Raw genomic sequence first — 23,404 nt, 5'->3', positions numbered from 1 at the left:
AAAAATGCGTTATAACAAAGTCTCAGTACTTCTGAGGACACGGTATGACGCCTTTTTTAACCGCCTATCTGGCCCGCATTGGCTGGAAACATACGCCCGATGCATCAGTGGAAACGTTACGCGCGCTGCACCTGCATCACAACTGCGCGGTCCCGTTTGAAAACATCGACGTGATATTGCGACGGGAAATTGAACTGACCGATGAGGCTATTTTTCATAAACTGGTGGTCGCGCGTCGTGGCGGTTACTGTTTTGAGCAAAACGGATTGTTCGAACGCGTATTAAAGGAGCTGGGTTTTGACGTGCGCAGTTTGTTGGGCCGCGTACTGCTTGCCAGTCCGCCGCAGATGCCGCCGCGTACTCACCGTATTTTGCTGGTTATGCTTGCAGGCGAACCCTGGATTGCGGATGTGGGCTTCGGCGGGCAAACGCTGACCGCACCGATTCGCCTGCGGGCAGATGAGGAACAGCAAACGCCGCATGGCATTTACCGTTTACAGCGTGCGGGTGAAGACTGGCAGCTCCAGTTTCGCCACCATGATAGCTGGCAAACGATGTATCAGTTTGAATTAACCCGGCAATATTTTGCCGACTTTGTGATGGGCAATTTCCACTCGGCGCACTGGCCTGCTTCGCATTTCCGCCACCACTTGTTGGTGTGTCGCCATCTGCCGGAGGGGGAAAAACTGACGCTGAACAATTTCCTTTTTACCCACTGGCGGCAGGGGGAGAAAGAAGAGACACAACTGCCCAACGCCACTGCGTTGTATGAAACATTACAAACGCGTTTCAATCTCGGAGTCAGTGACGCGAAGTCAGGTTTTAGCCTTGAGCAGCTGGAAAGGGTGATGAACAGTTTCGGCGTCGCACAGGGTTAGCACAACTCTTTTTGGATGGATGCCGCCAGATGATGCTGCAACGCTGCTTCATCAACACCCGGCATCCCCAGAAGCCAGATCCCGTCCAGGCCACAGGCCAGCGCGATAAGCCGCCAGGCGATATGCTCTGCACTGTCTACGTTGGTGAATTCCCCGGCCTCGCGCCCCTGGCGAATAAGCTGCACCACTTTTCCGTGCCACATCTCCATCGACAAAACATACGCGCCCTTAATCTCCGGCTCTTTTTCCGCCAGCAGTAACGCCTCGCGCCATAGCCGGATATAGGGTTCAAGCGCGCCATCTTCGCTGCCAAGCATCGAATGCAACTGCTCTCGCCAGCTTGCGGTGGGCGGCACCAGCTCAATATCCAGCAGCTCTTCAATCAGGCGGATGAATGCCTGGGATTTTAATTCATTTGCCGAGGCGAAATGATGGTGAACCTGACCGGTTGATACGCCGCCTTCGCTGGCGATACGCCGCACGGTCATTGCGGTAAAACCTTCTGCCAGCGCGACACGCATAGCAGCTTGCAGGATCACCTCCCGGCGATCGTCACGGGTTAAATAGCGCATAAAACCTCGACGTTTTGCGAATGGAGGGAGTGTAACAAAAAGCTGGACATATGTTCAACTTTACGTAGGATCGCCAGTTCTGGACATGTGTCCAGGATGTACTGGAAGGGAAAATCTATGTTTCGTCAATGGGTAACGTTGGTCATTATTGTGCTGGTGTATATTCCTGTCGCGATTGATGCAACGGTGCTGCATGTTGCTGTGCCAACGCTGAGTGCCGTGCTCAACGCCAGCGGCAATGAACTGCTCTGGATAATCGATATCTATTCGCTGGTGATGGCGGGAATGGTGCTGCCGATGGGCGCGCTTGGAGATAAGATTGGCTTCAAACGACTGCTACTTATCGGTAGCGGGCTGTTTGGGCTGGCGTCGCTGCTGGCTGCTTTTGCCGCCAGCGCGAGTTGGCTGATTGCTACCCGCGCGCTGCTCGCTATCGGCGCGGCAATGATTGTGCCAGCAACGCTCGCCGGGATCCGCAACACCTTTTCACAAACGCAGCAGCGAAATACGGCGCTGGGCGTCTGGGCGGCCGTCGGCTCCGGCGGCGCGGCGTTTGGCCCGCTGATTGGCGGCATGTTGCTGGAGCATTTTTACTGGGACTCCGTGTTTTTGATTAACGTTCCGCTTGTGCTGATGGTGATGGCACTGACGGCACGTTTCGTACCGCGCCAGCAAGGGCGCACGGATCAGCCGCTTCATTTACAACAAGCGCTGGGGCTGATTGTGGCGATTTTGCTGCTGGTGTGGAGTGCAAAAACTGCGCTTAAAGGGGCCGTTCCGTTGTGGATAGTGGGCGCGGCGTTACTGACAGGCGGTGCGTTACTGTGGCGATTCGTGCGACTTCAGCTTGCCGCTGCCACACCGATGATAGATATGCGCCTGTTTACGCACCGCGTCATTCTGAGTGGGGTGATAATGGCGGTGACCGCGATGGTGACGCTGGTCGGTTTTGAATTGCTGATGGCGCAGGAGTTGCAGTTTGTGCATGGGTTTACCCCGTTTGCCGCCGGTATGTTTATGTTGCCGGTGATGCTGGCAAGCGGCTTTAGCGGGCCGATTGCCGGGGTACTTGTTTCACGGCTCGGTTTGCGCCGGGTAGCAACCGGCGGAATGGCGCTGAGTGCGTTGAGTTTTCTGGGCCTGTCGGTGACGAACTTTTCAACCCAGCCGTACCAGGCGTGGGGACTGATGGCGATGCTGGGCTTCAGCGCAGCCAGCGCGTTGCTGGCTTCAACGGCGGCAATCATGGCCGCAGCGCCGAAAGAGAAAGCGGCGGCGGCAGGAGCGATAGAAACAATGGCTTATGAGCTGGGTGCCGGACTGGGGATTGCGGTGTTTGGCCTGATTTTAAGTCGCAGCTTTGCCGCATCGATCCAGTTACCACAAGGGTTGACGGCGCAGGAAGCGGCTCAGGCCTCGTCGTCCATTGGCGAGGCATTCCGCCTGGCGCAAACGGCGGAACCTGGAACCGGGGCCAGTATTATCGCCGCCGCGCGCGAGGCGTTTATCGGATCGCACAGCGTCGCCCTGAGCACGGCGGGTTTACTGATGTTACTGCTTGCAGCCGCCATCTGGTTTAGCCTTGCCAGGGTTGAGCAGCCCACGCACTAATCGTCAGGCTGCCTTGCGTGTTGACCACCAGCAGAGCAGCGAGCCTGCACAGACCATCAGCGCCCCTTGCCAGAAGGAAAATGACAGCGGGGCGCTGAGAACCAGCGCTGCCAGCGCCGAGGAGAGGACTGGCGTGAAGTAAGACGCTGCGGCGAGCACGGTAACATTGCCGTGCAGAATGCCCACATTCCACGCGGCATACGCAAAGCCCAATGAAATAGCGGTCAGTAATAATTTCACCACCACCGGAAAACTAAAGTTCATCGGCGGCTGCGGCGCTAACAAAAATTTCACCCACAGCATCACGGCGGTCAGTAAAACAAACAGCGTAATACCGTTGGCGCCGTTGGCATATTTCGCGGTCACGATGCAATAAAAGGCCCAAATAAACGCGCCTGTAAAAGCCAGCGCGTAACTGAGCGGGCTGGAAATTATGTTCTGGCGAATCTCCGTAATATTCAGCCCCTGGTCCCCGCCTAATACCCAGCAGACACCGAGCAGGGCCAGTAATAAGCCTGGCACCACCCAGAGCGTCGATTTTTGACCGTTAAATAAGATGGCGCAAAGGATAGTCAGGCTGGGCCATAAATAATTGACCATCCCGACCTCGATGGCTTGCTGGCGCGTGGCGGCAAAACCGAGCGACAGCGCGAGGCAGACTTCATAGCTGGCAAATAACAGACTTCCGGCAATAAGATATTTACGGGGAAAGGTGCGAAGGTTAGGAAAACCCACGGTTACTATCAGTAATAACCCGCTGAGGGTATAGATCATTGCCGCGCCGCCCACTGGCCCTAATCCTTCGCTGACCGCGCGAATAAAGCCCACCATGGTGCTCCATAATAATACCGCCAGTAAACCAATTAGCGTTGCTCGTTTTTTATTCATGGCTGCACATAATACCGGAAACAAAACCTCAACTTATACCATGAATGATTTTACCAACGCGAATCGTTATTCCATGCGCCTACTACTTTTGAGTGAGTAAATCCTGACAAGCGCAACTATTAGGTAGCAATGCCCTGGCGTTATTGATTTACCGCAATTTATTCACCGCTGTAAGTGTTTAGTTTTCCGGCCGCAGTCAACGATAAAAATGAGGAAAGCAATGGACGTCAGCCGCAGACAATTTTTTAAGATCTGCGCGGGCGGTATGGCCGGAACGACAGTTGCCGCATTAGGTTTTACACCGAAGATGGCGCTGGCTCAGGCGCGAAATTATAAATTACTGCGCGCAAAAGAGACCCGAAATTCCTGTACATACTGTTCCGTAGGTTGCGGGCTATTAATGTATAGCCTGGGAGATGGCGCGAAAAACGCGAAAGAAGCCATTTATCATATTGAAGGCGACCCGGATCATCCGGTCAGCCGTGGTGCGCTGTGCCCGAAAGGCGCGGGCCTGCTCGATTATGTACACAGCGAAAATCGCCTGCGCTACCCGGAATACCGCGCGCCGGGGTCGAACAAGTGGCAGCGTATCTCCTGGGACGAAGCCTTTAGCCGAATTGCCCGGCTGATGAAAGACGATCGCGATGCAAACTTTATCGAACACAACGCAGAGGGTGTAAAAGTGAACCGCTGGCTCTCAACCGGCATGCTTTGCGCCTCGGCGGCCAGTAATGAGACCGGCATGCTGACGCAAAAGTTTGTGCGTTCTTTGGGGATGCTGGCAGTTGATAACCAGGCGCGCGTCTGACACGGACCAACGGTAGCAAGTCTTGCTCCAACATTTGGTCGCGGTGCGATGACCAACCACTGGGTTGATATCAAAAACGCTAACGTGGTGATGGTGATGGGCGGTAACGCCGCTGAAGCCCACCCGGTTGGTTTCCGCTGGGCGATGGAAGCCAAAAATAACAACGATGCGACGCTGATTGTTGTCGATCCACGCTTTACACGCACGGCTTCGGTTGCCGATATCTATGCGCCGATACGTTCCGGGACGGATATTACTTTCCTCTCCGGCGTGCTGCGCTACCTGATTGAAAACAACCAAATCAATGCGGAGTACGTAAAAAACTACACCAATGCCAGTCTGCTGGTGCGGGAGGATTTTGCCTTCGAAGACGGTTTATTCAGCGGCTACGATGCGCAAAAAAGGCAGTACGACAAAACGTCATGGAACTATCAGTTTGATGAAAACGGCTACGCCAGGCGTGATGATACCTTGCGTCACCCGCGCTGTGTCTGGAACCTGCTGAAAGAGCACGTTTCACGTTACACGCCGGAGACGGTAGAGAACATCTGCGGTACGCCAAAAGAGGATTTCCTCAAAGTATGCAAAGTGCTGGCTTCCACCAGCGCGGCAGACAGAACCACCACGTTCCTCTATGCCCTCGGCTGGACGCAACACACGGTGGGGGCGCAGAACATCCGTACCATGGCGATGATTCAGTTGTTGCTCGGCAATATGGGGATGGCCGGTGGCGGGGTAAATGCGCTGCGCGGGCACTCCAATATTCAGGGGCTGACGGATTTAGGCTTGTTATCAACCAGCCTGCCGGGTTACCTGACGCTGCCTTCGGATAAGCAGGCCAGTCTTGAGCAATATCTGACCGCCAGTACGCCAAAAGCGACACTGCCGGATCAGGTGAACTACTGGAGCAACTATCCGAAGTTCTTTGTCAGCCTGATGAAAGCCTTCTATGGCGAGGCGGCGCAAAAAGAGAACCACTGGGGGTATGACTGGTTGCCGAAGTGGGATCAATCCTATGACGTTATCAAGTATTTCAACATGATGGCGGAAGGCAAAGTGAATGGGTATATCTGCCAGGGCTTTAACCCGGTGGCCTCGTTCCCGGATAAAAACAAGGTGGTCAACACGCTGAGCAAGCTGAAGTACCTGGTTGTTATCGATCCGCTGGTGACGGAAACCTCAACGTTCTGGCAAAACCACGGCGAGATGAACGATGTTGATTCGTCGGCGATTGCAACTGAAGTGTTCCGCCTGCCATCCACCTGCTTTGCAGAAGAGGACGGTTCGATTGCGAACTCCGGGCGCTGGTTGCAGTGGCACTGGAAAGGGCAGGATGCGCCGGGCGAAGCAATGAATGACGGCGAAATCCTTGCCGGGATTTACCATCGTCTGCGCCAGATGTACCGCACGGAAGGGGGCAAAGGCGCCGAACCGCTGCTGAAAATGTCCTGGAACTACAGGCAGCCGCACAACCCGCACTCGGAAGAAGTAGCAAAAGAGAACAACGGTTATGCGCTGGCAGATCTCTATGACGCTAACGGACAGTTGCTGGCGAAGAAAGGGCAATTGCTCAGTAGCTTTGCGCTGCTGCGCGATGACGGCACCACGGCGTCGTCGTGCTGGATCTACGCCGGTAGCTGGACGGAGCAGGGCAACCAGATGGCTAACCGCGACAACGCCGATCCGTCAGGGCTTGGCAATACGCTCGGTTGGGCGTGGGCGTGGCCGCTGAACCGTCGGGTATTGTACAACCGTGCGTCAGCCGATCTGCAGGGTAAACCCTGGGATGCGAAACGGATGCTTATTGAGTGGAACGGTGCGAAATGGGTCGGAAATGATATTCCTGATTTCAACAACGCACCGCCAGGCAGCGCGACCGGGCCGTTTATTATGCAGCAGGAAGGGCTGGGGCGTCTGTTTGCGCTTGATAAGCTTGCTGAAGGGCCGTTCCCTGAGCACTACGAGCCGATGGAAACTCCGCTGGGTACGAACCCGCTGCACCCGAATGTGGTTTCAAACCCGGTAGTACGTATCTATGAAGACGATATCAAACGCCTGGGCAAAAAGGATCAATTCCCGTATGTCGGTACGACGTATCGTCTCACGGAGCATTTCCATACCTGGACGAAACATGCTCGCCTGAATGCCATCGCTCAGCCGCAGCAGTTTGTCGAAATCAGCGAAGCGCTGGCTGAGGCAAAAGGCATTGCGAATGGCGATCGGGTCACGGTCAGCAGCAAGCGAGGTTTTATTCGTGCTGTGGCGGTTGTTACCCGCCGCCTGCGTACTCTTCAGGTGCATGGGCAGCAGGTGGAAACCATTGGTATTCCGCTGCACTGGGGTTTCGAAGGGGTTGCGCAGAAGGGGTATATCGCTAATACCCTGACGCCAAACGTCGGGGATGCAAATTCGCAAACGCCGGAATATAAAGCGTTTTTAGTGAATATCGAGAAGGCGTAAAGGAGCGAAATATATGGCTTTGGAAACTCAGGACATTATCAAACGTTCCGCGACCAACTCCGCCACGCCAGCCCCCCGGGCGCGCGATTATAAGGCCGAAGTCGCTAAGCTTATCGATGTCTCCACCTGTGTGGGCTGTAAAGCCTGCCAGGTGGCATGCTCGGAGTGGAACGATATTCGCGACGAGGTCGGGCACTGTGTTGGTGTGTACGATAACCCGGCAGATCTCAGTGCGAAGTCCTGGACGGTGATGCGGTTTAGCGAAACTGAGCAGAACGGCAAGCTGGAGTGGCTGATTCGTAAAGATGGCTGCATGCATTGTGCGGAGCCAGGCTGCCTGAAGGCTTGCCCGTCTGCCGGTGCAATCATTCAGTACGCCAACGGTATCGTGGATTTTCAGTCCGATCACTGTATCGGTTGTGGTTATTGCATTGCAGGCTGCCCTTTCAATGTGCCGCGTCTTAATAAAGAGGACAACCGGGTCTATAAATGTACGCTTTGTGTTGATCGCGTCAGCGTAGGCCAGGAACCGGCTTGTGTAAAAACCTGCCCGACGGGGGCTATTCACTTTGGCACGAAAACAGAAATGCTGGAGCTTGGGCAGCAGCGTGTAGAAAAACTGAAAGCGCGCGGGTACACCAACGCCGGGGTTTACAACCCGCAGGGCGTGGGGGGCACGCATGTGATGTATGTGCTGCACCATGCCGACCAGCCTCAGCTGTACCACGAGTTGCCAAAAGATCCGCAGATCGATACGGCGGTGAGTCTGTGGAAAGGGGCGCTGAAGCCGCTGTCTGCGATTGGATTCCTCGCCACTTTCGCCGGGCTTATCTATCACTACATCGGGATAGGGCCGAATAAAGAGCAGGACGACGAGGACGAGGAGCATCATGAGTAAGTCAAAAATGATTGTGCGCACAAAGTTTATCGATCGCGCCTGCCACTGGACGGTGGTTATCTGCTTTTTCCTGGTCGCACTTTCCGGTATTTCGTTTTTCTTCCCGACGCTGCAATGGTTGACGGAAACCTTCGGCACGCCACAAATGGGGCGCATCCTGCATCCGTTTTTCGGCGTCGCGATTTTTGTGATGCTGATGTTTATGTTTGTGCGTTTTGTGCATCACAACATTCCTGATAAAAAGGATTGGCCGTGGGTTAAAAATATTGTCGAGGTGCTGAAAGGTAACGAGCACAAAGTGGCGAAGGTCGGTAAATATAATGCCGGTCAGAAGATGATGTTCTGGACCATTATGAGCATGATGACAGTGCTTATGGTCACCGGCATTATTATCTGGCGACCTTATTTTGCCCCTTATTTTCCGATACAAGTGATTCGCTACAGCCTGCTGCTGCATGCCACTTCCGCCATTATTTTGCTGCACGCGATCCTTATTCATATGTATATGGCCTTTTGGGTCAAAGGATCGATTAAAGGCATGATTGAAGGCAAGGTGAGCCGCCGCTGGGCGCAGAAACATCACCCACGCTGGTATCGTGATGTAGAGCGACTGGAAGCGAAAAAAGAGAGCACCGAAGGTATTAAATAATCTCGCTTTAACGCTCCGGAGACTTTTCCGGAGCGTTAAGCCTGCAAGATATAGCATGCAGGTTCTATTGTTAAGTTTGAATCCCATCATTTTTAATTCCTCTTTTACAGACATCACACCCGACCAACCGTTGTAAAGGCCAGGACACGCGCCGAAAACTCTCCCTGAGCACTGCGAGCAATACCCGGACTGTTTGCCTCTGATTCATTTCTGTGTGTCGGCATTATTACCGTCGATAAATTAAAAACAACCGTAGCGGGAGGGGGAATTATCGATTGTTCGGGATGCATTCCAGAAAAAAGAAACGTGTTGCAAACAGCAAAATAGTTTGCGAGCCGTTTTCCATGTTGTTAACTCGGGTCTCGCCAGGCGGATTTTTTTGCCGCAGTGTAAACGCCGGGCTGAACGCTCGTGTATTCACCGCAAAGCGTGAAGTTATGGATTAATGTGCCAGCGGGCGTATTTCAACTGGCCTGATGGTGGTGTCTGGTAAATAATGCGTGTTGCAATCTTTTAACAAGTGGTTTGTGGTATGAAAAAAACGGTTTTTTCGTTGGCACTTGCGACCTTTGGTCTGGGTATGGCGGAGTTCGGTATCATGGGTGTTTTGACCGAACTTGCGAAGGATGTCGGTATTTCGATTCCTTCGGCGGGGCATCTGATCTCGTTTTACGCGTGTGGGGTAGTGATTGGCGCGCCGGTAATGGCGCTGGTCTCCAACCGTTTTTCCCTGAAAAACATATTACTGTTCCTGGTGGCGATGTGCGTGGTGGGGAATGCGATGTTTACCTTCTCCAGCGCTTACTGGATGTTGATCCTGGGCAGATTGATTTCCGGGTTCCCGCATGGTGCGATTTTTGGCGTAGGAGCGATAATTCTGTCGAAAATTGCACCGCCCGGCAAAGTGACCATGGCGGTCGCGGGCATGATTGCCGGGATGACGGTCGCCAATCTCATTGGTATTCCTCTGGGAACCTGGCTGGGGCATGCGTTCAGCTGGCGCTATACGTTTTTGCTGATCGTCGTATTTGATCTGCTGGTGATAGTGTCCGTTGTCTTTTGGGTACCAGCACTGTATGACAAAGCGCCAGCCCGCCTGAGCGAGCAGTTTCATTTTCTGAGAAAACCGGAGCCCTGGCTTATTTTTGCCGCCACCATGTTTGGCAACGCAGGCGTATTTGCGTGGTTTAGCTATGTGAAGCCCTTTATGGTGACGGTATCGGGCTTCTCTGAAGCATCAATGACATTCATCATGACGTTAATGGGTCTTGGCATGGTGCTTGGCAATATCTTCAGCGGCAGGTTATCGGTACGCTTTAGCCCGGTGCGTATCGCCGCAACCACAGAGCTTGTCATCATGCTGGCGATGCTTGCGCTTTTTGTCCTTGGTGAGCAAAAACAGGCGTCGCTGGCGGTGGGCTTTATTTGCTGCGCGGGGCTGTTTGCGCTTTCCGCGCCGCTGCAAATTTTGCTGCTGCAAAACGCAAAGGGCGGAGAGATGCTGGGCGCGGCCGGGGGGCAGATGGCCTTTAACCTGGGTAATGCTGTTGGTGCATGGTTCGGCGGGCTGATTATCACGTTTGGTTTTACGTACAGCTACCTTACCTTGCCTGCTGCGGTGCTGACGTTTGCCGCGATGACGGCGCTGCTGGTTTATGGACATATCAAAACAAAACAGCAGCCTGTACCGGTAACCCAGTAAGCAAAAGGGGCGCAATGCGCCCCGACTTCTGTCAGTGACGCAGGTCGATAACCATGCGACCACGAATCTGGCCTTGCTCCATCTCTTTGAAGATAGCGTTGATATCTTCCAGTGGACGCAGCGCCACTTTAGGTACCACTTTGCCCTCAGCCGCGAACTGGAATGCTTCGGTGAGATCCTGGCGTGTCCCGACCAGCGAACCGACAACCTCGATGCCATCCAGCACCAGGCGCGGGATATCGAGGCTCATGGCTTCGGGTGGCAGGCCCACGGCAACAACGCGGCCACCGGCACGCACGGCATCTACCGCTGAGTTAAACGCGGCTTTGGCGACCGCCGTCACGACCGCTGCATGTGCGCCGCCGGTTTTTTCCTGAATGACTTTTGCCGCATCTTCGCTACGGGAGTTAACCGTTAAATCGGCTCCCATACTGGCGGCCAGCTTCAGCTGCTCATCATTGACATCAATAGCGATAACTTTTGCATTGAAAACATTTTTAGCATATTGCAGCGCAAGGTTACCCAGACCGCCCAGGCCGTAAATAGCAATCCACTGCCCGGGTTTGATTTTCGATACTTTTACCGCTTTATAGGTGGTCACTCCAGCGCAGGTAATGCTGCTCGCTGCGGCGGAATCAAGCCCGTCAGGCACTTTGACTGCGTAATCAGCCACAACGATACACTCTTCGGCCATCCCACCGTCTGCGGTATACCCTGCGTTAATAACGTCACGACACAGGGTTTCATTGCCGGTATTACAGTATTCACAATGCCCACATCCCTGGAAAAACCATGCTACTGACGCCCGATCGCCTGGCTTCAGTGAGGTAACACCCGGTGCGACTTCGCTGACAATGCCAATACCTTCATGGCCGAGAATGACGCCGGTTTTGTCGCCAAAGTCGCCATTTTTCACGTGCAGGTCAGTATGACAAACTCCACAGCACTCCATTTTCAGCAGCGCTTCGCCGGTTTTTAGCGGTCGCAAGGTTTTTTCAGTGACATCAACATTATGATCTTTCGTGACTACAGCAGCCTTCATAGGTTTCTCCTTGTTATGAGGCAAAAAAACTGTGTTCCGGGTGGGGCTTTCGCTTCATCCGTAATCACCCCTTAAGGATTATCCTCCGGAAAGAATATATTCAAGTCGTATGTTACATACTGTAATCATTTTATTGACTTATTCTTATTTATAGTGGGTATAAATATTAACATTCGTAACATTTGTATGATTAATGATGTTGAAATATTTCAGTCATTCCGCTGTCATTTTTTACCGCCAGATTATGACTTCTATTAATAGATGAGTGGTTAACAATGCATCTGGTGAAAAAATTTCTCGCAGTCAGCCTGCTTCTTTCAGCCTCTGTTCAGGCACAAAATATCCTGGCGTTTCCACAACCGGAAAATAACCCGGACGAGTTCTATGCGGTCACGGAAATTCCGGCAGGTGGAATGATCAAATATGAAACAGATGCGAAAACCGGTTTTATTATTGCTGACCGTTTTCAATCGATGCCCGTCGCCTACCCGGCAAACTACGGTTCACTGACCCAGTCGCTGGCAGGCGATGGCGACCCGTTAGACGTTATATTTTATACACGTGCGCCGCTGGCTCCCGGTACGCTGATTAAGCTGCGCCCGATTGGTGTACTGAAAATGATTGATGGCGGCGAGACGGATGACAAAATTGTCGCCGTTCCGGCCAGTAAAATTGACCCAACCTATGATGAGATTAAAACGCTGAACGATTTACCGAAAATTGAGCAGCAGCGCCTCGAAGCGTTTTTCCGGGTGTATAAGCAGCTACCGGACGGGCGTAAAAAAGTTGAGCTGAACGGTTTTAACGATGCCGAAACGGCAAAAAAAGAGATCAGGCAGGCATGGGAAGCCTGGAAAGAGAAGCATCCGCAGCAATAATATGTTCAGCGCCCCAATGGGGCGTTTTACATCACAAGCGGTGGACGGGTTTCAGAGAGAGTTTTTCGTTATCTAAAAGGTACCCGTCATGACCTGCTTTCAGGGTATATTCCACGCGTTTGTTTGCGAAGTATTCCATTTTCCCTTGCGCAAAATAGTCGGTTTTAAGTAACCGCCCATCCTCTGCTCCATTTGCTGCAATCATATCGCGAATGATTATTCCCGCTGCGGTTGCCATCGCGCCGCAGGCCAGCAAACTAAAAACGACTTTTCCTGTCGGACACCTTCGGCTGACATAGTGCATTGATTTACCGCTTTGACGTTCAACATCAATAGTGGTTGCGGGAGCAACGTAGTGAATATTCTTCAGCAGTGGACTTTCACTACGATCAGCGTGCTGGATTTTTGTATGTACCGGGACCATATTCTGTGGTTGAGTACGATTATAGTGGTGCCCGATATGGCTCCGGTAGTGGTGTGTGGAAACCGGCATATATCAACCTTGCTGGACAGGAAAGCGATTATTAAAAACGCCTGGCAGGTTGTTTTCTTTCAAAATACGTCAGCCAGCAGATCAAAAACAGCCACCCGCCATATCACAGACGGGTGGCAGGAGGATTAAATCGAGGTGCGACGATAGTTACGGTACTTCGGTTCCCAGAAGTTGTCATCAATAGCTTGTTGCAGTGCTTCGGCAGAGGTTTTTACCGCCACGCCTTGCTGCTGGGCCATTTTGCCCACGGCAAAGGCGATAGCACGCGACACTTTCTGAATATCTTTCAGCTCCGGCAACACCAGACCTTCACCATTAAGCAGTAGCGGAGAGTGCTCGGCCAGCGTCTCGCTTGCAGCCATTAACATCTCATCCGTGATGCGCGATGCGCCAGATGAAATCACACCCAGACCAATACCCGGGAAAATGTAGGCGTTGTTGCACTGGGCGATAGGGTACGTTTTTTCCTTCCACTGTACCGGTGCAAATGGGCTACCGGTTGCCACCAGCGCCATGCCCTCCGTCCAGCTAATAATATCCTGCGGAGTCGCTTCCACCCGCGATGTCGGGTTAGAGAGGGGCATCACTATCGGGCGCGGGCAGTGCTTATGCATCTCACGAATAATTTCTTCCGTGAACAGACCTGTCTGTCCGGAAACGCCAATCAGAATATCCGGCTTAACGTTACGCACCACATCCAGTAGCGAGAAGGCTTCCGTTTGCGTTGCGATGTCCCAGTTATGCAGATTTTCACGTTTTTGCACCAGTTTGCTCTGGAAAGGCAGCAGGTTTGGCATCTGGTCGGTGAGCAACCCGAAACGATCCACCATATAGACTTTCTGGCGGGCGTCGGCTTCGCTCAAACCTTCACGCTGCGTCTGTGCAATAATCTGCTCGGCAATACCGCAACCGGCGGAACCGGCGCCCAGAAAAACAATTTTTTGATCGCTAAGCTGACTACCGGCGGCACGGCTGGCGGCAATTAATGTTCCGACAGTGACGGCGGCGGTACCCTGGATATCATCGTTAAACGAGCAGATTTCATCACGATAACGGTTAAGTAGCGGCATTGCGTTTTTTTGCGCGAAATCTTCAAATTGCAGCAACACATTTGGCCAGCGATGCTTAACAGCCTGGATAAATTCATCGACGAAGGCGTAATAATCCTCGCCGGTAATGCGCGGATGGCGTGAACCCATATAGAGCGGGTCGTTAAGTAACTGCTGGTTGTTGGTGCCAACATCAAGCACCACCGGCAACGTATAAGCCGGGCTTATGCCGCCGCAGGAAGTATAGAGCGACAGCTTACCAATAGGGATACCCATCCCGCCGATGCCCTGGTCGCCAAGACCAAGAATGCGCTCGCCATCGGTGACCACGATAACTTTGATGTTATGGTTCGGTACATTTTGCAGAATGTCATCCATGTATCCGCGGTTCTGCCAGGAGATAAATACACCGCGTGCGCGACGGTAAATATCAGAGAATCGCTCGCAGGCCCAGCCCACCGTCGGGGTATAAATGACCGGCATCATCTCTTCGAGATGATTTTCCACGAGACGATAGAAAAGGGTTTCGTTGGTGTCCTGAATATTGCGCAGGTAAATGTGTTTATCAATGTCGGTCTTAAAGCCCTGATACTGAAGCCAGGCGCGTTCTGCCTGTTCTTCAATACTTTCAACTACTTCAGGCAGCAGACCCAGCAGGTTGAAGCTGCTGCGTTCATCCATCGAGAAAGCGCTACCCTTGTTGAGCAGGGGAAATTCCAGCAAGACAGGCCCGGCGTAAGGAATATACAACGAGCGATTTTTATTATACTTCGCGTTCATCAAACTGCTCCTAATTTCAACAATCCCACTGCGTATCTGGCTTTATGGGGTACAGCGGCGCGCGAAAGTATAAATCATTGACAAAGCTAATGCTTCCCATTCGGGTTATTCGCTGGTTGAAATTTTATCAAGCAGAAGGGCAGAAAAACAAAACGCCACTCCGCAGTGGAGTGGCGCCGGGATGGGTGAGGTTATTCGCCGCGACGATGGCGACCGGAACGGTGGGCAATCACCGTTTCTTCCTGATTGTCTTTGCTGACCACTTTGCGGGTGTTAGACACTTTGTAATCCAGTCCCAGGATATGACGCGCCTGACGGTTCGATTTCATGCTGACTCCTTAATCCAGTTCAATGTTTCAAGGACTACCCCGGACACGGGCCGGGCGAAATGCAATCACATCATTGCATGGTATAAAAAATATACCGAATGGACATCCTGGGCGATCGCGGAGCAAAGCGCAATGGAAATTGCTGATTTTAAGAACAGTCTTTCAGCTTGCGCCAAAGACATGCACCGCGCGATGCAGTCGGGCGGCGCGCCCGGTCAAATCGTCTGCCGCGCTGGTTACGTGTTCCACCATACTCGTATTGTTGTGCGTCATGGTACCGATGCGGGAAACAGACTGGTTTATCTGCTCCAGCGCCTGAGTTTGTTCGTGCGTGGCGGTGCCAATCTCTTTTATCATCAACGACATGGCAAACACGCTGTCAATCATCGTCGAAAGGTGAGTTTCCGTATCGACAACGCTTTCCACACCGTTTTTTACATTTGCCACGTTGTGTTCAATGAGCGTTTTAATTTCTCTGGCTGCGGACGCAGAGTGCTGTGCCAGATTGCGCACTTCGGCGGCAACAACGGCGAAACCGCGCCCGGCTTCTCCGGCACGGGCCGCTTCAACCGCTGCATTAAGAGCAAGGATATTGGTCTGAAAAGCGATACTGTCAATGACGCCAATAATATCAACGATTTTGCTGTTATCCGCAGCGACAGACTCCATCAGGTTAATGGTCTGTTTCATCCGCTCGCCGCTGTTTACCGCGCTTGCGCTGGTTTCATCCGCATGGCTCATCGCCCCGCTGGCGGTATGTGCTGTTTGCCGCACTGCACTGGCTATTTCTTCAACTGCTACCGCTGTTTGATGTAAATCAGCAGAGGTTTCTTCTGTGCGTTGTTGCAGTGATTCGCCTTCCTGGCTAATACGCTGACTGATGGTGCGTATGCCATTTATCTGCGCGGATACGTCACCCACTAATGAATTAAGATTAAGACCTGACTGATTAACCAGGCGCATTAACATACCTATCTCATCCACCCGATTAAAATGTGGGTAATCAGCTTTACGCCCGGAAACAACCTTTTTCGTTTGCGCCAAAACGATTTTCAGCGGGCGCGCTATTTGGTAGTGAAGAAATATGCCCAGAGTGGCAATAACAACAGCTGTGCCGATAATTTTTTCAGCAAGACCAAATGAAACTAACTGCAATATGAGTAACAGGGTAAGCGTGAGAATTGCTGCCAGATTAAGACGCTGTGAAACATTGATGCGTTGAAAAAGAGAAAGAAAGGAGAATAATCCCCGGCGAACGACCAGCCCTTTATAAAAACGATGGCCGCGAAGTTTGTTTTCAAATACCTGCTGATAAAGTTCGGCGCTGGCTTTAATTTCTTCACGCTGAGGAATATTTCTCACCGAGATATAACCAGTGAGTTTCCCGTGTTGGTAAACCGGCGTGACGTTAGCGCGAACCCAGTAATAATCACCGTTCTGGCGGCGATTTTTCACCATTCCTGTCCAGCTGTCTCTCTGCTGGATAGTAAACCACATATCGCCGAAGGCTGCGGGGGGCATATCCGGATGCCGTATAATATTATGCGGTTCGCCCAGCAGTTGTTCTTCACTAAATCCGCTGGCATCAATAAATGCCGTGTTGGCATAAGTTATATGGCTGTGAGTATTTGTGGTCGACAGTAATGTCGTTCCTTCGTTAAGTAAATACTCATTATGTGTAACGGGTGTGTTACGCTTCATGGAAATCCCCGGAATATACCGCAATCAATACCTGAGCCTGGCGCGAGAATAACCGCAATAATTTCTGGCCAGTGACTTTTGTTGTTATTACCGGCGTATTTTCCATAAAGTTGCGCTCAACGGAAAGTAGCTGCAGTAAATATTTTTTAAGTAATACTTACTTTTTTGTTTTTGAGTATTTATATGATTTTGCGCAAAACAAAAACTGAAGATATAAAAAAGACAGGTAAGTTGCTACTTAATGCAAATTATCAGTAAACAATATTGTTGGCGACGAAATAACGTCGCCAGAAGATTAATGACTGAGGATTTGATCGAGGAACTGCCGGGTACGCGGGTGGGCAGGGTGGGTGAAGAAGCTTTCCGGCGGAGCAGATTCCACAATTCTTCCGTCGGCCATCAGGATGACATTGTCCGCCACCGTGCGGGCAAACCCCATTTCGTGCGTGACCACAATCATCGTCATACCGGTGTCTGCAAGATCAAGCATCACATCCAGCACCTCTTTGATCATTTCCGGGTCCAGCGCGGAGGTCGGCTCATCAAACAACATAATTTCTGGCTGCATACATAAGGCGCGGGCTATCGCTACGCGCTGCTGCTGGCCGCCGGAAAGCTGTAAGGGGTATTTATGCGCCTGATCCGCGATGCGCACTTTTTCGAGATAGTGCATCGCCAGATCCGTTGCCTGAGCCGCAGTCATTTTGCGCACCAGCGTCGGGCCAATGGTCAGATTCTCCAGTACGCTCAAATGCGGGAACAGGTTAAATTGCTGGAACAGCATACCGATACTCAGACGAATACGGCTGATATTGCGCACGTTATCGCTCATTTCGATGCCGTTCACGACGATTCTGCCTTTCTGGTGCTCTTCCAGACGGTTGATGCAGCGAATAAGCGTGGATTTCCCGGAGCCGGAAGGGCCGCAGATCACCACGCGTTCTCCCCGCTTTACGCTCAGGGAGACATTGTCCAGCACCTGGAATTTTCCGTACCATTTACTGACGGAATCCATTTCAATTATCGCGTCATGCGAAGGGGATGTTGCTTGCATCAGGAAACTCCTTCGGGGTTACGGCTGGCATCGATGCGTCTTTCCACCCACAAGGCATAACGGGAAAGCGAAAAGCCAAACAATAAATAGAGACAGGCGATGAAAACGTAGGTTTCGATATAGTAGCGGCGCCATTGCGGGTCCTGCATCACTGCGCTGGTCGCCGTCAGCACATCAAATAAGCCAATGATTATCACGAAAGAGGAGTTTTTCATCGCCGCAATAATATGGTTAGTCACTGCCGGCAGGCAGATGCGCAATGCCTGCGGCAGCACAATTTTGGTGGTGGTATGCCAGTAGCTGAGGTTCAGCACCGCAGCAGCTTCATATTGCCCGCGCGCGACAGACTGCAAACCGCCACGGATCACCTCTGCCTGGTAGCAGGCAAAGAAGAGCGCAATACCGATAATCACGCGCAGCAGTTTGTTCACCTCCATGCCCGCAGGCAAAAATAGCGGAAACACGTTTACTGCAACAAACAAAATAGTGATTAGCGGCACACCGCGCAGCCCTTCAATAAAAATCACCGACAGACCACGTAAAAACGGCAGCGGGGAGCGCCTGCCCAGCGCCAGCAGTACTGACACCGGCATACCAATGATAACGGTGCCGGAAAATAGCAGCAGCGTGAGCGGCAGACCGCCCCAGTCAGAAGAGGGAACCGCTGGCAGGCCAGCCACGCCGCCGTTCATTAATACCCACATAGCGACCAGCGAGACGGCCCACAGTGGCCATAAAAAGCGCGAGTGCCAACAGCGCGGTGAGAGCGTCAGACCCAGGGTAACGAACCACACGACCATCGCCAGCGCCGGTCGCCACTGCTCTTCATAAGGATAAAGTCCAAAGAGGATCGGGCGATATTTCTCACCAATAACCGCCCAGCAGGCACCGGTTGCAGCACGGCATTGCTCAGCGGTACCTCTCAGGCCAACGGCATCTTCCACACCCCAGCGCAGCAACATATTGCCGACAATAATAAGCAGCGCCAGCAGCAGAATCGTCAGCACGGTTTGTAGAAAACTGCTGAATAAATTACGTCGAAGCCAGCCAGCCACGGAGTTTTGCATAACGGTTCCTTAGCGCTCTTTGATGGCGACGTAGCGATTAAACACATTCATCAGCAATGATGTGGTTCCACTGATAAGGAGATAAACCACCATCATGATGGCGATGGCCTCCAGCGCCTGGCCGGTCTGGCTCATTACCGTGTTACTGATATTTGCCAGCTCCGGGTAGCCGATAACCACGGCCAGAGAGCTGTTTTTCGCCAGACTGACATACTTGCTCGCCAGCGGCGGAACCATGACCCGCATCGCTTGTGGTATGACCACATAACGCATGACATGCCAGGGGGAAAACGAGAGGGCGCGTGCCGCCTCCAGCTGGCCTTTTGGCACGGACTGGATCCCTGCGCGGACAATTTCAGCAATATAGGCAGATGAGTAGAGGGAAATCCCTAACAGCAGAGCGGTGAACTCCGGGCTGACAGTAAACCCGCCCTGGAAGTTAAACCCGCGCAACACCGGTTCATTCAGAGCATGTGGCGCGCCTGACAGCCACCAAACCAGCAACGGTAGGGCAACAATTAATGGAAATCGAATGCGACCGATTGGCAGTTGCTTCGCACGGCGCTCGCGCAGGAAGCGTGCGACAGGGTTAAGCAGCAGGCAGAGTAAGATGCCGGACACCAGCGCGAGTGCCGTCCATTGCCAACCGCTGTGTGCTGCCGGGACGGTAAATGTCAGACCGCGATTCGTTAAAAAACCGAAGCCTGGCAATGTGATGGCCTCGCGGGGTGACGGCAGGTTGCGGATCAGCATCGACCAGAAGATGAGATGCAGGATCACCGGGATGTTACGCAACACTTCAACCCAGGTCATGCAGACTTTCATCAGCAGCCAGTTTTTTGACACGCGGCCAATACCGACCACAAAACCCACAACCGTCGCCAGCACAATGCCGCACAGGGTAACGTATAGCGTATTCGCCAGACCTGCGGCCAGGGCGCGGGCGTAGCTGTCTTGCGGAGTATAGGCGATTAGCGTTTCGCCAATGGCGAACTGCGCGCTTTGCTGTAAAAAACCAAAGCCGGTAGCGATACGCTGCGCATGCAGATTCGCCACGACATTACTGTATAACCAATAGCTGAAGCCAATTAACAGCGCCGCCAGCAGAAACTGATAACACCAGCTACGTACGGTTTTGCTGCCGAAAAAAGTGAACAGGCGGTACGCCGTATCACCGGAGTAGTCAGTTTGTTTCATCACGAATACAGGCTTTAAGCGGAGGGGAAAAAGCCGCCCCGAGGCCGGGGCGGCCCGCGATTAACGGATTGGCAGACCGTAGAGCAAACCGCCGTTGGTCCAGAGATTATTTAAATCACGGTCCAGCGGTTCATCGCTTTTCGGGCCGAAGTGACGATTATAAATGTCACCATAATTGCCCACTTGTTTCACGACGTTATAGGCCCATTTGTTATCCAGACCGAGTTTCTGCCCGAAGTCGCCGTTAATGCCAAGCAGACTTTGCACATCAGAATTTTTCGATTTCAGCTCTGCATCGACATTGCTCTGATTGACATTCATCTCTTCGGCGTTAAACGTAGCGTATACCACCCATTTCACAATGTCGTACCACTGGTTATCGCCTTTGCGCACTGCCATTGCCAGCGGCTCTTTGGAGTACATACCTGGCAGAATCGTGTGATCCTGCGGTTTATCCGTATCAAAGGCCAGAATGCCCGGCAGCGCGACTTTGTCACGGGCAATAACATCGCAACGACCGGCGAGATAGGCAGCAACGTACTCTTTGTTGTTCTCAATCACTACCGGGGTGTAGTGCAGGTTACGCGAACCGAAGATTTGCGCGACGTTTCGCTCCGTGCTGCTGGGAGTCACGCAGACGGTTGCACCGTCGAGATCTTCAATTTTCTTCACACCGCTATTGGCACGCACCATAAAGCCAGTACCGGTGTAAAAGTTAGGCGGGGCAAAGCTTAAGCCCAGCGCCACGTCATTGGTTAACGTTGCGGTGGTATTACGTGAAAGAACGTCCACCTCACCGGACTGAACCGCCAGAAAACGTTGTGCGGTCGACAGCGGCGTAAAACGCACTTTGGAAGCATCACCCAACACAGCTGCTGCCAGAGCCCGGCAAAAATCCACATCCACACCCTGCCATTTGCCTTTGCTGTCAATCGCTGCAAAACCGTGACGGGCAGGGTGCACGCCGCAAACCAGCTCACCGCGGGCTTTGATCTTTTTTAGCGTTTCGCCATTCATGGCGGGGGCGTTATCTGCTTGCGCAGGCATCATCACACTGCCCAGCGCCAGTAATAATGCAGACGCTGTAAGGTGGGTTCTTTTGAGCATGGCCTTTCCTTTTTAAATTGCTATCAGATTAATCAACTGTATTTACTACGGTTTTCACTATCGTGTCCGTTTGTATACGTATATTCGCCATCCGTGACATTATTGGCAAAGAACGAATTTTCTTAAGCATATACCCGCACGGGCTAAAGAATTATTTCACCCAACTTTGCAGCCCCTGCCACAGCAGTTGCGCACTGAGCAGGATCATTGTCAGGCGAAACAGCACGCGAAAAAGACGCTCAGGCACATTATCCAGCACCCGGGTGCCCAGCCACGTACCGAGCGCGCCGCTGATAATCATTGCGGCCAGTACTCCAAGCCAGTTGGCCCAGGCAAAACCCATCAGCCCGAACGCCAGGATTTTCAGCCCATGCTGCAACACCATACAGGTAGCATGGGTGGCAATCAGCGGCTGGCGTTTCAGCCCCTGGGAGCTGATAAGCCCGGCGACCATCGGGCCGGTAGCGCCCACTATCATCGTGCCGATACTGCTAATACATCCGCCAGCGATAAATAACGGGCGACTAAGTGGCTTCTGCTCGCTGCGTTTACGCAGCACTGACCACAAAATAAACAGCGCCAGCGCAATGCGCGCAATGCTGTCCGGTATTATCGCCGCCACTGGCGCGCCAAGCGCGATACCGGCTGCGCTGCCAAGCAAAAACCACAGCACCAGAGGCCACACAACATGGATGCGCTGGATTAGCGTCCGGCTGAGATTCGAACCCAGCTGTACCATGCCATGCACCGGCATCAGGCTACTGACCGGCATGCCCAGCCCCATAATCGCCAGCAAAGCGGTTCCTCCACCCAGCCCCATTGCCGCAGTGAGCGCAGAAGTGAGGAAACTGCAAAACACCATTACGCCAGCAAAGAGCGGAGAAATCTCGGGCGGGATCCACGTTATTGACATTATTTATAATTATCCTGCAACAGACGTTGATATAACGCCCTTGCTTTTTCAGCGCTCAGCACCCGGCTGGCGCAATCGAGAAACTTCTGTTCAATCAGATTATCCGGTAATGGAATGGCCGGGCTTGAGCCACGGGCACCGGCAATCCGCTTATGAAACTGGCGGCCGTCAATCGTGGTCAGGGTAATAAATGCGCTGTGTGTGATCTCTTCGTCGTGGCACGTAAGCGTGACTTTATGCATCAGCGTTTGGGTGGCAACTTCTAAAAACCGCTCTTTTTCAATAAAATCATCCAGCGTCAGGGTTCCGGAAACCCAGGCGCGCGCCACGCAGTAGTGCAGGCTGAACTTTGCCGCAAGCGGGCTTTCTGGCTGCGGGATGTTGATATGTGGAAAGCGAATCGGGTGAACCTGCACCGCAATTTGCTCAATTTCCTCAGGCTTGATCCCGGTCTCTTCGCGCAGTGCCAGCACACCGTCGAGCGGCGACAGAATTGCATAGCAGCAAGGGAAGTATTTGTAATTGTTACTTTTCACCGTATCGAGGATAAACGGCGGGGCATCCCAGCGCTCTGTGAGGGGGGCGGTGTCCACATTTTCCAGTCCGTTAAAGACATGAAAATACCCCTGCTGATGCTCAAATGCTGTCGCACCGGCGGTAAAGCCCTGTTGCGCCAGCTTACAGACCATCACCGCGTTACGTGCTGCCTGGCCCACGGCCAGAGCTTTCGTTTCGCTGCCAAAATTCGATTTGATGCCTGATGCCAGCGAGGTGACCATTGTAAGCGCCGTGGCGGTTTGCTCTTCATTGAGTTCCAGCAAAACCGCGCAGGCCGCAACGCCGGCAAACACACCGACAGAGGTCGTGGGGTGCCAGCCGTGACGATACTGGAACGGGCTGACGGCTTTCCCCATGCGCACGGCCATTTCATAACCTGAAATATAGGCATGCAGTATGGTTTCACCGTTTTTTCCCTGCTCATCGGCCAGCGCCAGTAACGCAGGCAGCACGGCGACAGAGATATGCCCGTGCAGCCACGAGTTAGAGTCATCAAAATCAAGCAAATGGGAGGACGCACCATTGAGCAGTGCGGCATCCAGAGCGTTCAGCGTTAAATCGGTACCGAAGACACGGCTGTTGCCCGTCGCCGCGCAAGGCACAATCACTGCCCGCAACTTGTGCGCGCCAGCCTGCACGCCCCCGGCAAGCGTAACGCCAAGCGTATCAATCAGCGCGGTACGCGCCTGACTCAGAGCCGCCTGAGTGAATGTCTGCCGGGAGAACGCCAGCAGATTGCCAGCGAGTTGTCGGGCAATGCTCATAAAATT

General features: G+C 52.8%; 20 protein-coding genes. 7 read left to right on the top strand and 13 right to left on the bottom strand.

Going from position 1 to position 23,404, the window contains the following annotated elements; all coding sequences use genetic code 11:
• Positions 1 to 44: 44 nt before the first annotated feature.
• Positions 45 to 878: an arylamine N-acetyltransferase gene (locus tag ACTU3N_RS10435; RefSeq protein WP_443086057.1), complete on the top strand. Its 834-nt coding sequence runs from the start codon at positions 45 to 47 to the stop codon at positions 876 to 878.
• Here the strand turns inward: ACTU3N_RS10435 and ACTU3N_RS10430 are convergent.
• Positions 875 to 1,450, bottom strand: a complete 576-nt coding sequence (locus tag ACTU3N_RS10430) for a TetR family transcriptional regulator (protein WP_443086056.1) — start codon at positions 1,448 to 1,450, stop codon at positions 875 to 877. The two genes, ACTU3N_RS10435 and ACTU3N_RS10430, sit on opposite strands and share 4 nt — an antisense overlap.
• Positions 1,451 to 1,567: 117 nt before the next feature.
• Between ACTU3N_RS10430 and ACTU3N_RS10425 the strand changes: the two genes are divergently transcribed.
• On the top strand, positions 1,568 to 3,061 hold the full coding sequence (locus ACTU3N_RS10425; protein ID WP_443086055.1) for a SmvA family efflux MFS transporter: 1,494 nt from the start codon (positions 1,568 to 1,570) through the stop codon (positions 3,059 to 3,061).
• 3 nt (positions 3,062 to 3,064) lie between these two features.
• On the opposite strand, the gene yddG is transcribed toward ACTU3N_RS10425, so the two are convergent.
• The gene (gene yddG, locus ACTU3N_RS10420; protein WP_443086054.1) at positions 3,065 to 3,949 is read right to left on the bottom strand and encodes an aromatic amino acid DMT transporter YddG; all 885 of its coding nucleotides are present in this window, start codon (positions 3,947 to 3,949) and stop codon (positions 3,065 to 3,067) included.
• A gap of 220 nt (positions 3,950 to 4,169) precedes the next feature.
• Here yddG and fdnG point away from each other — a divergent pair, with 220 nt between their 5' ends.
• The 4 genes from fdnG (at position 4,170) to araJ (ending at position 10,466) form a co-directional block, all read left to right on the top strand.
• Positions 4,170 to 7,217 carry a formate dehydrogenase-N subunit alpha gene (gene fdnG / locus ACTU3N_RS10415; RefSeq protein ID WP_443086053.1) on the top strand — a complete coding sequence of 1,016 codons (3,048 nt, stop codon included), beginning with the start codon at positions 4,170 to 4,172 and terminating at the stop codon, positions 7,215 to 7,217.
• 13 nt (positions 7,218 to 7,230) lie between these two features.
• Positions 7,231 to 8,115 (top strand): formate dehydrogenase subunit beta, encoded by an 885-nt coding sequence (gene fdxH, locus ACTU3N_RS10410; RefSeq protein ID WP_443086052.1) that lies wholly within the window; start codon positions 7,231 to 7,233, stop codon positions 8,113 to 8,115.
• Positions 8,108 to 8,764, top strand: coding sequence for a formate dehydrogenase-N subunit gamma (gene fdnI, locus ACTU3N_RS10405; protein WP_443086051.1), 657 nt, complete (start codon positions 8,108 to 8,110; stop codon positions 8,762 to 8,764). The genes fdxH and fdnI overlap by 8 nt, the downstream gene beginning before the upstream one ends.
• A 532-nt stretch (positions 8,765 to 9,296) precedes the next feature.
• Positions 9,297 to 10,466, top strand: coding sequence for an MFS transporter AraJ (gene araJ, locus ACTU3N_RS10400; RefSeq protein ID WP_443086050.1), 1,170 nt, complete (start codon positions 9,297 to 9,299; stop codon positions 10,464 to 10,466).
• A 31-nt stretch (positions 10,467 to 10,497) separates the two neighbouring features.
• On the opposite strand, the gene adhP is transcribed toward araJ, so the two are convergent.
• Complete coding sequence (gene adhP / locus ACTU3N_RS10395; RefSeq protein ID WP_443086049.1) at positions 10,498 to 11,508, bottom strand: alcohol dehydrogenase AdhP; 1,011 nt, start codon at positions 11,506 to 11,508, stop codon at positions 10,498 to 10,500.
• A 275-nt stretch (positions 11,509 to 11,783) separates the two neighbouring features.
• Between adhP and ACTU3N_RS10390 the strand changes: the two genes are divergently transcribed.
• Positions 11,784 to 12,386 carry an inorganic diphosphatase gene (locus ACTU3N_RS10390; protein ID WP_443086048.1) on the top strand — a complete coding sequence of 201 codons (603 nt, stop codon included), beginning with the start codon at positions 11,784 to 11,786 and terminating at the stop codon, positions 12,384 to 12,386.
• 31 nt (positions 12,387 to 12,417) lie between these two features.
• On the opposite strand, the gene ACTU3N_RS10385 is transcribed toward ACTU3N_RS10390, so the two are convergent.
• From ACTU3N_RS10385 to ACTU3N_RS10340, 10 genes are all read right to left on the bottom strand, one after another.
• Entirely contained in the window at positions 12,418 to 12,879 is a 462-nt protein-coding gene (locus tag ACTU3N_RS10385; RefSeq protein WP_443086047.1) for a hypothetical protein, read from the bottom strand.
• A gap of 125 nt (positions 12,880 to 13,004) precedes the next feature.
• Positions 13,005 to 14,708 carry an NAD-dependent malic enzyme gene (locus ACTU3N_RS10380; protein WP_443086046.1) on the bottom strand — a complete coding sequence of 568 codons (1,704 nt, stop codon included), beginning with the start codon at positions 14,706 to 14,708 and terminating at the stop codon, positions 13,005 to 13,007.
• A 191-nt stretch (positions 14,709 to 14,899) separates the two neighbouring features.
• The gene (sra, locus tag ACTU3N_RS10375; RefSeq protein ID WP_443086045.1) at positions 14,900 to 15,037 is read right to left on the bottom strand and encodes a stationary-phase-induced ribosome-associated protein; all 138 of its coding nucleotides are present in this window, start codon (positions 15,035 to 15,037) and stop codon (positions 14,900 to 14,902) included.
• Between the two features lie 162 nt (positions 15,038 to 15,199).
• Positions 15,200 to 16,738, bottom strand: a complete 1,539-nt coding sequence (locus tag ACTU3N_RS10370) for a methyl-accepting chemotaxis protein (protein ID WP_443086044.1) — start codon at positions 16,736 to 16,738, stop codon at positions 15,200 to 15,202.
• A gap of 295 nt (positions 16,739 to 17,033) precedes the next feature.
• Positions 17,034 to 17,792 (bottom strand): amino acid ABC transporter ATP-binding protein, encoded by a 759-nt coding sequence (locus tag ACTU3N_RS10365; RefSeq protein ID WP_443086043.1) that lies wholly within the window; start codon positions 17,790 to 17,792, stop codon positions 17,034 to 17,036.
• On the bottom strand, positions 17,792 to 18,859 hold the full coding sequence (locus ACTU3N_RS10360) for an amino acid ABC transporter permease (RefSeq protein WP_443086042.1): 1,068 nt from the start codon (positions 18,857 to 18,859) through the stop codon (positions 17,792 to 17,794). The genes ACTU3N_RS10365 and ACTU3N_RS10360 overlap by 1 nt, the downstream gene beginning before the upstream one ends.
• Before the next feature lie 9 nt (positions 18,860 to 18,868).
• Positions 18,869 to 20,056 carry an amino acid ABC transporter permease gene (locus ACTU3N_RS10355; RefSeq protein WP_443086181.1) on the bottom strand — a complete coding sequence of 396 codons (1,188 nt, stop codon included), beginning with the start codon at positions 20,054 to 20,056 and terminating at the stop codon, positions 18,869 to 18,871.
• A gap of 60 nt (positions 20,057 to 20,116) precedes the next feature.
• Positions 20,117 to 21,163: an amino acid ABC transporter substrate-binding protein gene (locus tag ACTU3N_RS10350; RefSeq protein WP_443086041.1), complete on the bottom strand. Its 1,047-nt coding sequence runs from the start codon at positions 21,161 to 21,163 to the stop codon at positions 20,117 to 20,119.
• 151 nt (positions 21,164 to 21,314) lie between these two features.
• The gene (locus ACTU3N_RS10345) at positions 21,315 to 22,076 is read right to left on the bottom strand and encodes a sulfite exporter TauE/SafE family protein (RefSeq protein WP_443086040.1); all 762 of its coding nucleotides are present in this window, start codon (positions 22,074 to 22,076) and stop codon (positions 21,315 to 21,317) included.
• Positions 22,076 to 23,398, bottom strand: a complete 1,323-nt coding sequence (locus ACTU3N_RS10340; protein ID WP_443086039.1) for an MmgE/PrpD family protein — start codon at positions 23,396 to 23,398, stop codon at positions 22,076 to 22,078. The genes ACTU3N_RS10345 and ACTU3N_RS10340 overlap by 1 nt, the downstream gene beginning before the upstream one ends.
• Between the last annotated feature and the right edge of the window lie 6 nt (positions 23,399 to 23,404).

This window comes from Vagococcus sp. WN89Y (assembly GCF_052220145.1).
Taxonomy (GTDB): Bacteria; Pseudomonadota; Gammaproteobacteria; order Enterobacterales; family Enterobacteriaceae; genus Kosakonia.
This window is presented reverse-complemented; position numbering and strand designations above follow the sequence as displayed.